At 73.2% G+C, this 13,975-nt stretch carries 11 protein-coding genes, 1 pseudogene and 1 riboswitch; of the genes and pseudogenes, 8 read left to right on the forward strand and 4 right to left on the reverse strand.

What is annotated here, in order from left to right; translation table 11 throughout:
* The first annotated feature begins 22 nt into the window (after positions 1–22).
* Together trpD and CP967_RS25265 are read left to right on the forward strand one after the other, a co-directional pair.
* Complete coding sequence (gene trpD / locus CP967_RS25260) at positions 23–1,087, forward strand: anthranilate phosphoribosyltransferase (RefSeq protein WP_150490173.1); 1,065 nt, start codon at positions 23–25, stop codon at positions 1,085–1,087.
* Between the two features lie 83 nt (positions 1,088–1,170).
* Positions 1,171–1,288: riboswitch (SAM riboswitch) on the forward strand.
* Positions 1,289–1,464: 176 nt separating this feature from the next.
* The gene (locus tag CP967_RS25265; RefSeq protein ID WP_150490174.1) at positions 1,465–2,841 is read left to right on the forward strand and encodes an aminotransferase class V-fold PLP-dependent enzyme; all 1,377 of its coding nucleotides are present in this window, start codon (positions 1,465–1,467) and stop codon (positions 2,839–2,841) included.
* Between the two features lie 133 nt (positions 2,842–2,974).
* Here CP967_RS25265 and CP967_RS25270 read toward each other — a convergent pair whose 3' ends face one another.
* Together CP967_RS25270 and CP967_RS25275 are read right to left on the reverse strand one after the other, a co-directional pair.
* Positions 2,975–3,256: an Lrp/AsnC family transcriptional regulator gene (locus tag CP967_RS25270; protein ID WP_014045474.1), complete on the reverse strand. Its 282-nt coding sequence runs from the start codon at positions 3,254–3,256 to the stop codon at positions 2,975–2,977.
* Complete coding sequence (locus tag CP967_RS25275) at positions 3,253–4,008, reverse strand: rhomboid family intramembrane serine protease (RefSeq protein WP_229888323.1); 756 nt, start codon at positions 4,006–4,008, stop codon at positions 3,253–3,255. The genes CP967_RS25270 and CP967_RS25275 overlap by 4 nt, the downstream gene beginning before the upstream one ends.
* Positions 4,009–4,176: 168 nt before the next feature.
* Here CP967_RS25275 and CP967_RS25280 point away from each other — a divergent pair, with 168 nt between their 5' ends.
* The 4 genes from CP967_RS25280 to CP967_RS25295 all read left to right on the forward strand — a co-directional run bounded on the left by CP967_RS25280 (position 4,177) and on the right by CP967_RS25295 (position 8,517).
* The gene (locus CP967_RS25280) at positions 4,177–4,419 is read left to right on the forward strand and encodes a hypothetical protein (protein ID WP_150490175.1); all 243 of its coding nucleotides are present in this window, start codon (positions 4,177–4,179) and stop codon (positions 4,417–4,419) included.
* Positions 4,420–4,457: 38 nt separating this feature from the next.
* Complete coding sequence (locus CP967_RS25285; RefSeq protein WP_373300354.1) at positions 4,458–5,819, forward strand: NYN domain-containing protein; 1,362 nt, start codon at positions 4,458–4,460, stop codon at positions 5,817–5,819.
* Between the two features lie 294 nt (positions 5,820–6,113).
* On the forward strand, positions 6,114–7,139 hold the full coding sequence (locus CP967_RS25290) for a C40 family peptidase (RefSeq protein WP_150490177.1): 1,026 nt from the start codon (positions 6,114–6,116) through the stop codon (positions 7,137–7,139).
* Between the two features lie 130 nt (positions 7,140–7,269).
* Positions 7,270–8,517: a hypothetical protein gene (locus CP967_RS25295; RefSeq protein WP_190175057.1), complete on the forward strand. Its 1,248-nt coding sequence runs from the start codon at positions 7,270–7,272 to the stop codon at positions 8,515–8,517.
* On the opposite strand, the gene CP967_RS25300 is transcribed toward CP967_RS25295, so the two are convergent.
* The gene (locus CP967_RS25300; protein WP_150490178.1) at positions 8,474–9,730 is read right to left on the reverse strand and encodes a glycosyltransferase 87 family protein; all 1,257 of its coding nucleotides are present in this window, start codon (positions 9,728–9,730) and stop codon (positions 8,474–8,476) included. The two genes, CP967_RS25295 and CP967_RS25300, sit on opposite strands and share 44 nt — an antisense overlap.
* 77 nt (positions 9,731–9,807) lie before the next feature.
* Between CP967_RS25300 and CP967_RS25305 the strand changes: the two genes are divergently transcribed.
* Positions 9,808–10,950: a glycosyltransferase family 4 protein gene (locus CP967_RS25305; protein ID WP_150490179.1), complete on the forward strand. Its 1,143-nt coding sequence runs from the start codon at positions 9,808–9,810 to the stop codon at positions 10,948–10,950.
* A gap of 64 nt (positions 10,951–11,014) precedes the next feature.
* Here the strand turns inward: CP967_RS25305 and CP967_RS25310 are convergent.
* Positions 11,015–12,810, reverse strand: a pseudogene (locus CP967_RS25310) (AMP-dependent synthetase/ligase).
* A 280-nt stretch (positions 12,811–13,090) separates the two neighbouring features.
* Between CP967_RS25310 and CP967_RS25315 the strand changes: the two are divergent.
* Positions 13,091–13,906 (forward strand): metallophosphoesterase family protein, encoded by an 816-nt coding sequence (locus CP967_RS25315; RefSeq protein WP_150490180.1) that lies wholly within the window; start codon positions 13,091–13,093, stop codon positions 13,904–13,906.
* The last annotated feature ends 69 nt before the right edge of the window (positions 13,907–13,975 follow it).

A 13,975-nucleotide genomic window follows, 5' to 3' on the forward strand; every position in this document is an offset into this window, starting at 1 on the left:
GCTATGGACCCTGGAGCGGACCATGAACGTTGTGACCCGGGACGGCGGCGACAGCGTGGCGGCCCGGTCCTGGCCCGGCGTGCTGACCCCCCTCCTGCGCGGTGAGGACCTGACGGCCGAGGACACGGCGTGGGCCATGGACCGGATCATGAGCGGTGAGGCCACCGACGTGCAGATCGCCGGATTCGCCGTCGCGCTGCGGGCCAAGGGCGAGACGGTCGGCGAGGTCACCGGTCTGGTCCGCGCGATGTACGGCCACGCGCACACCATCCACGTGCCGGGCCGCACCGTCGACATCGTCGGTACCGGCGGGGACATGGCCAAGACCGTCAACATCTCCACCATGTCGGCGATCGTCGTCGCGGGGGCCGGGGCCAAGGTCGTCAAGCACGGCAACCGCGCCGCGTCCTCGGCGAGCGGGGCCTCCGACGTCCTGGAGAAGCTCGGCGTCAACCTCGACCTCACGCCGCAGCGCGTCGTCGAGGTCGCCGAGGAGGCGGGCATCACCTTCTGCTTCGCCGTCAAGTTCCACCCGGCCCTGCGGTATGCCGCCCGGGCCCGCAAGGAACTCGGCACGCAGACCACCTTCAACATCCTCGGCCCGCTCACCAACCCGGCCCAGGTGCGTTCCCAGGCGATCGGTGTCGCCGACCCCAGGATGGCGCCCATCGTGGCCGGGGTGCTCGCCGAACGCGGGAACTCGGCGCTGGTGTTCCGGGGGGACGACGGGCTGGACGAGCTGACCACCACGGCCACCTCCCGGGTCTGGACGGTCCGGGACGGCGAGGTGCGCGAGGAGGCGTTCGACCCGCGCGACGTCGGCCTGGAACTGGTGCCCGTCGAGGCGTTGCGGGGGGCCGACGCCTCCTACAACGCGGATGTGGCCCGCCGGCTGCTGGACGGCGAGCGGGGACCGGTCCGTGACGCGGTGCTCCTCAACTCGGCGGCCGCGCTGGTCGCGCTGGAGGGCGGGGACGGCACGCTGAACGAGCGCATCGCGGCTCAGATCGCACGGGCCGCCGAATCGATCGACTCCGGTGCCGCCAAGCGCGCGCTGGAGCGCTGGGCGGCGGCCAGCAACGCCTGAGCCGAACCGGTGCGTACGAGGGCGCGGTCCGCATGCCGGACCGCGCCCTTGCGTATGCGCGGACGTGTGGCAAGATGCTCCCAGGTCATGAGTGACAGCGACTACGGCCCCGGCCCGCTGTCCGGCAACCCTCCGTCCGTGGCGGGGTGCCCCGGGTGAAGACCGGGCCGCAGGCAGCGAGGTCTGCGGCAAGCGCGGGCCCCTCGGCGTCGTCTGACGACTGCCAGCCCCCGGGGTCCTGGTCCCTAGGGAGCCTTTTGTGAGCAAGCGAATGCGATAGGGCGTCCCGCCCTTTCCCGCACCTTCTTCCCCCTTGTCCCGCGCTGTCGCCTGCCCGCCGGCGCGTGGATTTCGCCTGTCTCTTCCAGGAGTTCGCCATGTCTGCACCCACCGCTGCCGCCGACCAGTCGCTTTGTGCCCCTCTGCCGGTTCTGGGATCCGATGTCACGGTTCCGCTGGTCACCGGAGGAGATGTCACCTATGCCGCCCTCGACTACGCGGCCAGCGCCCCGGCGCTGAAGCGGGTGTGGGACGACGTGGCGGCGTACGCCCCCTACTACGGCAGCGTGCACCGCGGCGCCGGGTACCTCTCGCAGCTCTCCACCGACCTGTTCGAGAACAGCAGGGCGACCGTCGCGGAGTTCCTCGGATGCCGGGCCGACGACCAGGTCGTCTTCACCCGCTCCACGACGGACTCGCTCAACCTGCTGGCCGCCGTACTGCCCGCCGGCTGCCAGGTGTTCGTCTTCGAGACGGAGCACCACGCCTCGCTGCTGCCGTGGCGCGACGCGCGGGTCACCTGCCTCGACGCCCCGCGCACCCCGGAGCAGGCCGTGGCCACGCTGGAGCGGGCACTGGCCGGCCGGGAGCCCCACGGCCCCGCGCTGGTCTGTGTGACCGGCGCGTCCAACGTCACCGGTGAACTGTGGCCGGTACGGGAACTCGCCGCCGCCGCCCACGCGCACGGGGCGCGGATCGTCCTGGACGCGGCGCAGCTGGCGCCGCACCACCCGGTGGACATCGCGGAACTGGACGTCGACTGGGTCGCGTTCTCCGGCCACAAGCTGTACGCGCCCTTCGGTTCGGGCGTGCTCGCGGGCCGGGCCGACTGGCTGCGCGAGGCGGAGCCCTACCTCGCGGGCGGCGGTGCCTCCCGGCAGGTCACCCGGCGCGCCGACGGCGGGGTCGACGTCCAGTGGCACACCACCGCGGCCCGCCACGAGGCCGGTTCGCCCAACGTCATCGGCGTCTACTCCATCGCCTCCGCCTGCCGTGCGCTGACCGAGGCGGGCTTCGCGGACCTGGTCGCCCGGGAGCAGGCACTGGTGGCCCGGGTCCGTGCCGGGCTGGCGGAGGTCCCCGAGGTGAAGGTGCTCTCGCTGTTCGGCGACGACGCCCCGCGGGTCGGCGTCATCTCGTTCGTGGTCGAGGGCTGGAACAGCTCCCACTTCGCCGCGGCGCTCTCGGCCGAGTACGGCATCGGGGTGCGCGACGGGCTGTTCTGCGCCCACCCGCTCGTCCGCACCCTGCTGGGCAGCGAGCCCCAGGAGCCGGGGGAGTGCGGGGCGCCGGAGGCCGCGCCGGGGGAGAGGTCGCTCAACGCGGTCCGGGTCAGCTTCGGCGCCGGCACGCCCGACGAGCACATCGAGCGCTTCCTCGGCGCCGTACGCGAACTGGTGACCTCCGGGGCGCGCTGGAACTACCGCACGGAGGACGGCCGCTGCGTCCCCGACCGGGGCGCGGCGCAGGTCTGAGCCGCCTTCGCCCGCCGGTCCGGTCCGGACGCGGCGGGCGGTTTCGGCGGGTCCCGGAGCCCCGGGTGGAAGGGGCGCCGGACGGAAGGGGCCCCGGGCTCGCAGGGGCCGGGCCCCCTTTCCGGCGGGGGCCTCAGGCGTCGAGGCCGATGGCGAAGGCCGCCTCGAGGTCGTGCTGCGAGTACGTACGGAAGGCGACGTGCGTGTCGGTCGCCTCGACCCCCTCGATCTTGCTGATCCGGCCGGGGATGACGTCGGCCAGGTCGTCGTGCCGGGGCACCCGGACCATGGCGATCAGGTCGTACGTGCCGGTGACCGAGAAGACCTCGCTGACGCTGTCCAGCGCGGCGATGGCCTCGGCGATCTCGGGAATCCGGTTCACGCTGGTTTTGATGAGCACGATCGCGGTGATCACGGCTGGCTTTCTCCCTCGGTGGCCGTGGCTGGAGTCTTCACCCTAACCCCACCCCGGTAGCGTCCCCAGGCGCAGAGGAAGCCCGCGGCGAAGCCCGCGACGTGCGCCAGGTACGCCACGCCCGGGCCGTCGCCCGCCTCCCGCGCCGCCAGCCACTGCAGGACGAACCAGAAGACGAGCACGAACCGGGCGGGGAGGCGCAGCGGCAGGAAGAAGAGGAACGGGAAGAGGCTGGTGACCCTGGCCCGGGGGAACAGGTACAGGAACGCCCCGAGCACCCCCGAGATGGCTCCCGACGCGCCGACCAGCGTCTGGCCGGAGCCGGCGTGCGCGAGTGCGTGGACGACCGTGGCGAGGTAGCCGCAGCCGAGGTAGAAGAGGAGGAACCCCGCCCGGCCCATGCGGATCTCGGCCATCACGCCGAAGACGTACAGGAAGAGCAGGTTGCCCAGCAGGTGGAGCCAGCTGCCGTGGACGAACAGCGCTGTCAGCGGGGTCAGGGCGGCGCGCGCGGAACCGTCCAGGAGCTCGCCGGGAATCACCCCCCAGCGCTCGAAGTACCCGGCCCGGGCGGCCAGCAGGACGTCCGCGGAGCGGCCGTAGGAGGGGTTCAGCCCGGAGACCGGGCCGAGCAGGAAGACCGCGCCGCACAGCACGATCAGCCCGTACGTGACCGGGGCGCCGCCCGGAGCGGCCGCCGCCCGGGTCCTCCCCGGCCACCGCCGCCGGCCGGACGCCCGCCCATCGGTCACGTACAGAGCATGACGTACCGGGAAGAACGGGACGGACCGCATCGCCGTGTCGGCGTGGCGCGCCCAGGCCGTAGGGTTACCGCAGGACATTCGCAGTTCGACGGCGCACCGCGAGATCGACGACCCGGGCCCCGCGGGGCCCGGCGGACGACGGAAGAGGACGCAAGGATGACTACGGTTCCCCAGCCGACGGAGACGACCCGCTGGCGCTGCACGCTCTGCGGCAACCTGACCCGCTTCGACGTGACACGGTCCTCCAAGGTCGTGGAGTACGTGCATCTCGACCTGGCCGGTGAGTCGAGTGTCGAGGAGCGCGAGGTGGTCAGTGAGACCATCGAGTCGGTGCGGTGCCGTTGGTGCAACGCGGTGGACCAGATCGAGCTGGTCGACAGGCCGGGCGCCGAGTCCTGAGAGCCGCGGTCGGACAGACAACTTTGGGGTGATGGATGGTGGAGCAGCCGGCAGGCGGCGCCGAACCGGCCGATACGGCCGAGGGCGCTGCGGAGTCGCTCGACCGCCCGCTGCCGGAGAGCGTGCGCCGCAAGGTCGTCGCGCTGGTCTCGGACGCCTTCGGCGGGCTGACCGTCGGCGAACTCCCCGCCCAGCTCAGGCAGTACGCCCGCTTCACCCCGACCCGGCGCGCCAAGTTCGCCGGGAACGCCATGGCGGCCGCCCTGGAGAGCGACGCCGTCTTCCGCCGGCGCATCGGCGAGCGGCTCGGCCGCAGCCAGCCGGAGCTGGCCGCCGCCCTGGAGTCCGGGGCGCCCCCGGCCGCGGCCGACCCGGTGGACGTCGCCGCGGCCGCCTACGTGCTGCGGCCGGCCGGCTGGGCGAAGCTGGTCGCGGCGGTCGGTGAGGAGGTCCAGCGCGCCGACGCCGAACGGGCGGACGAGGAGACCCGGCACGAGCTGGCGAGGCTGCGCGAGGAACTCGCGCACTCCCGCGACCGGACCAGGGCCGAGACCGAGCGGCTGCGCACCGAACTGGAGGCGGCCCGCAAGGAGACCGACTCCCTCCAGCGCAAGCTGCGCAGCGCGCTCAACGAGGTGAAGCGCGGCGAGGCGGCCCTGCGCAAGGCGGGCGCGGAGACCGAGACCGTACGCGGTGAGGCCGCCGCCCAGGTCTCCGCCGCCGAGAGCGAGTCCCGCCGGCTCAAGGCCCGGCTCGCCGAGGTGGAGACCGCCCTGGAGACGAGCCGCCGGGCCGCCCGCGAGGGGCGTTCGGTGGAGGACATGCGGCTGCGGCTGCTCCTGGACACCGTCCTGGACGCGGCCCAGGGACTGCGCCGTGAACTGGCCCTGCCCCCGTCCTCGGTCCGCCCCGCGGACAGCGTCGACGCGGTGGAGCCGGGGCGGATGTCACCCAAGGACATCGCGGCCAGGGCCCTTTCGGAGACCGACCCGGCACTGCTGGACCAGCTGCTCGCCCTGCCGCAGGCGCATCTGATCGTGGACGGCTACAACGTCACCAAGACCGGGTATCCCCAGATGCCCCTGGAGAAGCAGCGGTTGAGGCTGCTGGGCGGCCTCTCGGCCCTCGCCGCCCGTACGGGTGCCGAGATGACCTGCGTCTTCGACGGGGCGGAGCTGGCCGCCCCGGTACTGCTGGCCCCGCCGCGCGGGGTGCGGGTGCTGTTCAGCAAGGCGGGGGTCACCGCCGACGAGCTGATCCGGCAGCTGGCACGTGCCGAACCGCCCGGCAGACCCGTCGTGGTGGTCTCCACCGACCGCGAGGTGGCCGACGGGGTGGCGAAGGCCGGCGCCAGACCCGTCGCGTCCGCCTTGCTCCTCAAGCGGCTTTCGCGCGTCTAGCGTGTCTTGCGTGGCATGGGGCGCTTGCCGGGTTTCATGGAACGGTCCGTCAAACCACCGCTACACGCTGTGGGATGAAAGCAAAGAAGTGCCTGGTGTGACGAGTTTTTTCCCGCGAGGATTTGAACTGATCACAAGATGGTCACTAGGGTCAGGCCACGAAACCTTCGCACGGTTGATCGCCCACCCGGGGTGACGGCGAAGGAACCGCCGAGTCCGTGACGTGCACGGAGCCGGGGACCCGCTCCCCCCACCAGCCCGGTAGGCGGCTCGAGGAAGAAGGAGCTCGCCTTCGTGGCGTCCCACCGTCGTCCCAAACCGCCGAGCCGCACCCGCGTGACCGTGCTCACCGCGACCGCCGCCGCAGCCGTTGCCCTGTCCTCCCAGGCGGCGCACGCCGACCCGAAGCCGACCACGGAAGAGGTCAAGGCGAAGGTCGACAAGCTCTACCACGAGGCCGAGGTCTCCACCGAGAAGTACAACGGCGCCAAGGAGCAGCAGGACAAGCTCAAGAAGCAGGTCGACGCGCTCCAGGACAAGGTCGCCCGGGGCCAGGACGAGCTCAACACCCTGCGGGGCGAACTGGGTTCGCTCGCCACCGCGCAGTACCGCTCCGGTGGTCTCGACCCCTCGCTCCAGCTGATGCTCTCCTCGGACCCGGACGACTTCCTCGACCAGGCATCCGCCCTGGACCAGCTGACGGCCAAGCAGGCCGAGTCGCTGGAGAAGATCCAGTCCAAGCAGCGGGCCCTCGCGCAGCAGCGCAAGGAGGCCCAGGCCAAGCTGGGTGACCTCGCCGACGTCCGCGAGGCGCTGGGCGAGAACAAGAAGAAGTTCCAGGGCAAGCTGGCCGAGGCCCAGAAGCTGCTGAACACCCTCACCGCCGCCGAGAAGGCGAAGCTGGCCCAGGAGGAGCAGCGCTCCAGCCGCGCCGCCAGCGACCGGGTCGAACTCGGCAACGAGGTCTCCGCCTCCGCCCGCGGTGCCGCGGCCCTCGCCGCCGCCGCCTCGAAGGTCGGCACGCCGTACGTCTCCGGAGCCTCCGGACCCGGCTCCTTCGACTGCTCGGGCCTCACCCAGTGGGCCTACGCCCAGGCCGGTGTCCAGCTCACCCGCACCACGTACACCCAGATCAACGACGGCCCGCGGATCGGCCGCAGCGCCCTGCAGCCGGGCGACCTGGTCTTCTTCAACAACACCTCGCACGTGGGCCTCTACGCGGGGAACAACCAGGTGCTGCACGCCCCCTACCCGGGCAAGTTCGTCCGGTACGAGTCGATGGAGTACCTCGGCTCCTTCCAGTTCGGCGTGCGCCCCTGACGCCCTGACGGGCACGTTCGCACAGACGTCCGCCCCGCCGGCGGCCTTCGGGCCGCCGGCGGGGCGCCGCCGTCCCCCGGCCCGCCCTCCGGGGCACCGGCCGCCCGCGGGTGACCGTACGATCGGCTGGATGACTGTCCGGACGCAGGACGCGCGGCGGGAGCGCACCCGCAGAGGGAGCACGGCGGGCGCCGTGCTCGCCGGACTGCTCCTCGCCGGCGCGTGCTCGGCGCCCGCCGGTACCCCCGCCGGCCTCACCCCGGGAGAGCTGGGCGTCGTCCTGGACCGGCGCGCCGCCGCCGTCCTGGCCCATGACACCGAGGCATACCTGGCCCCGCTGGACCCGGCGGCGGCCGCCTTCCGCGCGCAGCAGCGCACCGAGCTGGACAACCTGGCCGGTGTGCCGATCGGATCGTGGGAGTACCGGGTGAAGGATCTGACGGGGGAGGGGGACGGCCGGGCCGGGGCCGAGGTGGACCTGCTCCACCGGATCGAGGGATACGACAGCGCCCCGGTGACCTCGCCCCGCACCCTGGAACTGGTGCGGCGCGGCGACAGCTGGTACATCGCGGGGGAACGGGCCGCCGAGGGCGCCCCGGAACTGCTGTGGCACCAGGGCGGCATCGACGTCGTACGCGGCGCGCACAGCCTCGTCCTGGGCGTCGGGCGCCCGGAGGAGGAGCTGCGGCGCCTCGCGGAGACCGCCGACCGGGCGGTCCCGGCCGTCGGGGAGTCCTGGCCGCGGCCCTGGACGGGACAGGTGATGGTGCTCGCCCCCGCGTCCGTCGAGGACATGGCCGGCCTCCTCGACGGACCCGCCTCCAGCTACCGGGGGACAGCCGCGGTGACCACCGGCGAGGTCGGCGGCGGCCGCCGCCGGCCGGCGGACCGGATCGTCGTCAACCCCGCCGCCTACGGTTCGCTCGGCGAGTTCGGCCGGCGGGTCGTCCTCACCCACGAGACCACGCACGTCGCGACCCGGGCCGACACCACCGCGGCCACCCCCGTCTGGCTCTCCGAGGGCTTCGCCGACCTGGCCGCCTACCGCCGCGAGAACCGCACCGCCCCGGAGCTCGCCCCCGGACTCGCCGCCGCCGTCCGGCGGGGCGAACTGCCCGCCCGGCTGCCGGCGGACGAGGACTTCGCGTTCGACGAGGACCCGGAGGGCCTCGCACGGGCCTACGAGGGCGGCTGGCTGGCCTGCGAACTGATCGCCGGTGAATGGGGCGAGGCAGAGCTGATCGCCTTCTACCGGGCCGTCGGGGCGCACCCGGGCCGGGACGGCGCGGTGGAGCACGCCCTGCACAGCGTGCTCGGCACGACCCCGGAGGACTTCACGGCGCGCTGGCGGGAGTATCTGCGCGAGCGGCTGGGCTGATCTCCCCCGCGTCCCGCCCGGCACCCGGTCCGGGCACGCACGCCCGCCACAGCCGCCACGAAGCCGTCAGCGCCGCCGCCAGCAGCAGCCCGTTGCGTACGGCCATCAGCGCCACCCCCTGCGCGTCGCTCGCCACGACGTGCGCGAAGCCCAGCGGGAACTCCAGCACCGTCACCCCGGTCGCCACCAGCACCAGCCACGCGCAGGGCACCATCCGGGTGCCCCGGAACACCAGGCACACCGCGGCGAGCCCCACCAGCCACACGAGGTACTGGGGGCTGACGACCCGGCTGGTGACGGTGAAGAGCAGCACCGCCGTGAACGCCGCGTCCGCCGCGGTGTGCACCGCGAACGTCCGGGCCCGCAGCCGCCACACCAGCAGCCAGCCGAACGCGAGCACGCTCAGCCACAGCACCACGGTGCTCACCAGCGCCACCTGCGGGCCGGTGAACTCCATGGACCCGTAACGCAGTTCGATCCCGCCCTGCCAGCCGTACTGCCGGGCCACATGGAAGACCAGCGCCGCCGGGGACTCGATCTCCAGGCCCCGGTCGCGCTGGAACGTCAGGAACGCGAACGCGCCCGGCATGGCCACCGCCGCCACCAGCGACAGCGCCCCCGCCGTCACCGCGGCGGCCGTCCAGGCGCGCCGGGTGGCCCGGCCCTTCGCCGTCCCCACCAGCACCAGCACGGGCCACACCTTCAGCAGTGCGCCGAAGGCGGCCAGCGCCCCCAGCACCCGGGGCCGGCGCACCCCGGCCAGCAGCGCCGCGACCGCGACGGCCGTCACCATCAGGTCGTACCGGGCGTACACCGTCGGGCCGAGCAGCGGCACCCCCGCCACCCACATCCACGCCCCCGCCGGGCGGGTGCCGGGCCGCCCGGACGCGTACAGCAGCAGGGCCAGCACCAGCGCGTCGCAGAGCAGGACCAAGACGAAGAACGCCGACGCGTACTCCAGGAACGGCAGCAGGGCCGGGGAGGCCACCGCGAGCGCCGCGGCGGGCGGGTACTGCCAGGTGACGTCGTCCAGCGGGTACGAACCGGTGCGCAGCACCTCGTACCAGTTCCGGTAGATCACCGAGACGTCCACCGTGACGTCCAGGCCCGGCATCTCCAGCACCTTGAAGACCCAGAGCAGCAGCACCGCCCGGGTGAGTGCCCATACCGCGAGGGCCGCGCCCCGGCCGCCCGCTCCCGTCCACACCGTCATGGACGCAATGATGCAGGCCGGTCCGGTGCGGGAGCCGTCAGGCAGGGCCGTACGGCCGCCCGGTACTGTCGGCGGCGATGGACAAGACCCTGATCGTGACCAACGACTTCCCGCCCCGCCCCGGGGGCATCCAGGCATTCCTGCACAACATGGCGCTGCGTCTGGACCCCGCACAGCTCGTCGTGTACGCCTCCACCTGGAAGCGCGGCGAGGAGGGCGCCCGGGCCACCGCCGCCTTCGACGCCGAACAGCCCTTCACCGTCGTACGCGACCGTACGACGATGCTGCTGCCCACCCCGGGCGCCACCCGGCAGGCGGTGCGGCTGCTGCGCGAACACGGCTGCACCTCCGTGTGGTTCGGCGCGGCGGCCCCGCTCGGACTGATGGCGCCCGCGCTCCGCCGGGCCGGGGCCCGCCGGATCGTCGCCACCACCCACGGGCACGAGGCGGGCTGGGCCCAGCTGCCCGCGTCCCGGCAGCTGCTGCGCCGCATCGGCGAGGGCACCGACACGCTCACCTACCTCGGCGAGTACACCCGCTCCCGGATCGCCGCCGCGCTCACCCCCGAGGCGGCGGGCCGCATGGCGCAGCTGCCGCCCGGCGTCGACGAGCGGACCTTCCACCCCGGTTCGGGCGGTGACCGGGTCAGGGCCCGGCTCGGCCTCGCGGACCGGCCCGTCGTGGTGTGCGTGTCCCGGCTGGTGCCCCGCAAGGGCCAGGACACGCTGATCCTGGCCATGCCCGCGATCCTGGCGAAGGAGCCGGACGCGGTCCTCCTGATCGTCGGCGGAGGCCCTTACGAGGGGCGGCTGAGGAAGCTGGCCGCCGAGACCGGTGTGCGGGACTCGGTGCTCTTCACCGGGCCCGTGCCCTGGGAGGAACTGCCCGCCCACTACGGCGCCGGTGACGTCTTCGCGATGCCCTGCCGCACCCGGCGCGGCGGCCTCGACGTCGAGGGCCTCGGCATCGTCTACCTGGAGGCGTCCGCGACCGGGCTGCCGGTCGTGGCGGGCGACTCAGGCGGCGCCCCGGACGCCGTGCTCGACGGTGAGACCGGCTGGGTCGTGCGCGGCGGTTCGGCCGAGGAGACTGCCGACCGGATCACCACCCTGCTCGGCGACCCCGGGCTCCGCCGGCGGATGGGGGAGCGGGGCCGGGCCTGGGTCGAGGAGAAGTGGCGCTGGGACCTGCTCGCCCGGAGGCTCACCGCACTGCTGTGAGCGACGGGAGGGGGCCCGCACACCGTGTGCGGGCCCCCTCCCGTCGCGGCCGGACGCCTCCGGCTCAGCCGCGGTAGATCGACTCGACCTCGTCCGCGAAGTCCTTGGCGACCACGTTGCGCTTCAGCTTCAGCGACGGGGTGATGTGCCCCGCCTCCTCGGTGAACTGGGACGCGAGGACACGGAACTTGCGCACCGACTCCGCCTTGGAGACCGCCGCGTTGCCGTCGTCCACCGCCCGCTGCACCTCCGCCAGCAGATCGGCGTCCTCACGCAGCGACACCGCCGTCGAACCGGCGGGCTTGCCGTTCTCGTCGGCCCACCGGGAGAGGAACTCCTCGTCCAGCGTGATCAGCGCGCCGACGAACGGCCGCCCGTCGCCGACCACCATGCACTCGGCGACCAGGGCGTGGCCGCGGATGCGGTCCTCGATCACGGCCGGGGCGACGTTCTTGCCGCCGGCGGTGACGATGATCTCCTTCTTGCGGCCGGTGATGGCCAGGTAGCCGTCCTCGTCCAGCGTCCCGATGTCACCCGTGTGGAACCAGCCGTCGGCCAGCGCCTCCGCGCTCGCCGCCTCGTTCTGCCAGTACCCGGTGAACAGGTGCTCGCCGTGCAGCAGCACCTCGCCGTCGTCGGCGATACGCACGACCGAGCCGGGCAGCGGCTGGCCGACCGTACCGATCTTCTGCCGGTCCCACGGGTTGAAGGCGGTCGCGGCACAGCTCTCGGTCAGGCCGTACCCCTCCAGCACCGTGAAACCGATGCCGCGGAAGAAGTGGCCGAGCCGCTCGCCCAGCGGAGCGCCGCCGGAGATCGCGTACTCGCCGCGGCCGCCGAGCACGGCCCGCAGCTTGCCGAAGACCAGCTTGTCGAAGACCCGGTGCTTGACCCGCAGCCCGAACGACGGGCCCTGGGGGGTGCCCAGGGCCCGGCTGTAGGCGATCGCCGTGTCCGCGGCCCGGTCGAAGATCCTGCCCTTGCCGTCGGCCTGCGCCTTGGCGCGCGCCGAGTTGTAGACCTTCTCGAAGACCCGGGGGACACCGAGGATCAGCGTCGGCCGGAAGGACGCCAGCTCGTCGGTGAGGTTCTTGATGTCCGGCACACAGCCGAGCCGGATCGGGGCCATCACCGAGGCGACCTCGACCAGGCGCCCGAAGACGTGCGCGGCCGGCAGGAACAGCAGGACCGAGCACTCACCGGTACGGAAGAGCGGCTTCAGCCGCTCCACCACGTTGCCGCACTCCGCGAAGAAGCTGCGGTGCGTCAGCACACAGCCCTTGGGGCGGCCGGTGGTGCCCGAGGTGTAGACGATGGTCGCCGGGTCGTCGGCCCTGGCACTGCGCATCCGCAGGTCCAGCGTCCCGTCCGGGACCCCGGCGCCGGACGCGGCGAGCTCGGGGACCGCGCCCTTCTCGATCTGCCACACGTGTTCCAGGGCCGGGAGCCGGTCGCGTACGGCGGCGACGGACGCCGCGTGGGCGTCGCTCTCCACGACCACCGCGACCGCGCCGGAGTCACCGAGGATCCACTGGATCTGCTCGGGGAGCTGGTCTCGTACACCGGTACGGTGACCGCGCCCGCGCTCCAGATGGCGAAGTCCAGCAGCACCCACTCGAAACGGGTGCGCGACATCAGGGCGACCCGGTCACCGGGCTGCACGCCCGCCGCGATCAGGCCCTTCGCGGCGGCGGAGACCTCCGCCAGGAACTGCGTGGCGTCCACGTCCGTCCAGACACCGGCGACCTTGCGGCTCATCACCGCGACATCGGGATGCTGAGCGGCGTTGCGGCGGATGAGATCCGTCAGGTTGCCGTCCGTGGGGACCTCGTACAGGGCCGGAAGGCTGAACTCGCGCAAGACTGCTGCTCCTCATCGGGCTCCGGTTCCACGACTCTGTGTGACGCACCGGATGCGGTCCAAGACTGGCAGGTGCTCCGTGGGGTGAGCACGACTGGACTGCCCGGACGTTACCCACCGGTACTCGGTTCCGGATAGGGGGACCGGGGTAGATGTCTTATGCATCACACATCCCTGCGGCCCTGACCGGCACAGTAGTGCACGCGGGCCCCGGCCCGGGAGTAACCGCAGGTCCGGCGGGCTCTACCGGCGGCGGTCCCGGAGACCTAGGGTGACCTCCATGCGAGGCAGCGGACCGCAGGACCCGGATACGGGCACCGCCCGGAAGACGGGCACGCGTGTGCACGTGGTGAGCGACGTGCACGGCAACACGGAGGCGCTGGCGCGCGCCGGGGACGGCGCCGACGCCCTGGTCTGCCTCGGTGACCTGGTGCTCTTCATCGACTACGCCGACCACTCGCGCGGCATCTTCGCCGATCTCTTCGGCGCGGAGAACACCGGCCGCCTCGTCCGGCTGCGCACCGAGCGGCGGTTCGAGGAGGCCCGGGCCTTCGGCAGAGGGCTCTGGGCGGGCCTCGACCGCGACGCCGCCGTCCTGGGGGCGGTACGCAAGCAGTACGCCGAGATGTTCGCCGCCATGCCCACCCCCACCTACGCCACCTATGGCAACGTCGACGTGCCCTCCCTCTGGCCCGAATACGCCGGATCCGGTACGACCGTGCTGGACGGCGAGCGTGCCGAGATCGGCGGCCGCGTCTTCGGCTTCGTCGGCGGCGGGCTGCGGACCCCGATGAACACCCCGTACGAGATCGGCGACGAGGAGTACGCCGCCAAGGTCGAGGCGCTCGGCCCGGTGGACGTCCTGTGCTCGCACATCCCGCCCGAGGTCCCCGAACTGACCTACGACACGGTGGCCCGGCGCTTCGAGCGGGGCAGCCGCGCCCTGCTGGACGCCATCCACCGCACCCGCCCCCGCTACGCGCTCTTCGGCCACGTCCACCAGCCGCTGGCGAGCCGGATGCGGATCGGCGCCACCGAGTGCGTCAACGTCGGCCACTTCGCCGCGACCGGCCGGCCCTGGGCCCTGACCTGGTGAGGAGCCGCCGCCCGGCCCCCGCCGGGCGTTCCGGGACCGGCCGGGACCCGGTGGGCGGCGGTTCCCGGG

The sequence above is a fragment of the Streptomyces nitrosporeus genome (genome assembly GCF_008704555.1).
Classification (GTDB): domain Bacteria; phylum Actinomycetota; class Actinomycetes; order Streptomycetales; family Streptomycetaceae; genus Streptomyces; species Streptomyces nitrosporeus.

Coding starts and splice junctions, on each gene's coding strand:
- trpD (WP_150490173.1), top strand. CDS start 23: ATGAACGTTGTGACCCGGGACGGCGGCGACAGCGTGGCGGCCCGGTCC.
- CP967_RS25265 (WP_150490174.1), top strand. CDS start 1,465: ATGTCTGCACCCACCGCTGCCGCCGACCAGTCGCTTTGTGCCCCTCTG.
- CP967_RS25280 (WP_150490175.1), top strand. CDS start 4,177: ATGACTACGGTTCCCCAGCCGACGGAGACGACCCGCTGGCGCTGCACG.
- CP967_RS25295 (WP_190175057.1), top strand. CDS start 7,270: ATGACTGTCCGGACGCAGGACGCGCGGCGGGAGCGCACCCGCAGAGGG.
- CP967_RS25300 (WP_150490178.1), bottom strand. CDS start 9,730: ATGACGGTGTGGACGGGAGCGGGCGGCCGGGGCGCGGCCCTCGCGGTA.
- CP967_RS25305 (WP_150490179.1), top strand. CDS start 9,808: ATGGACAAGACCCTGATCGTGACCAACGACTTCCCGCCCCGCCCCGGG.
- CP967_RS25315 (WP_150490180.1), top strand. CDS start 13,091: ATGCGAGGCAGCGGACCGCAGGACCCGGATACGGGCACCGCCCGGAAG.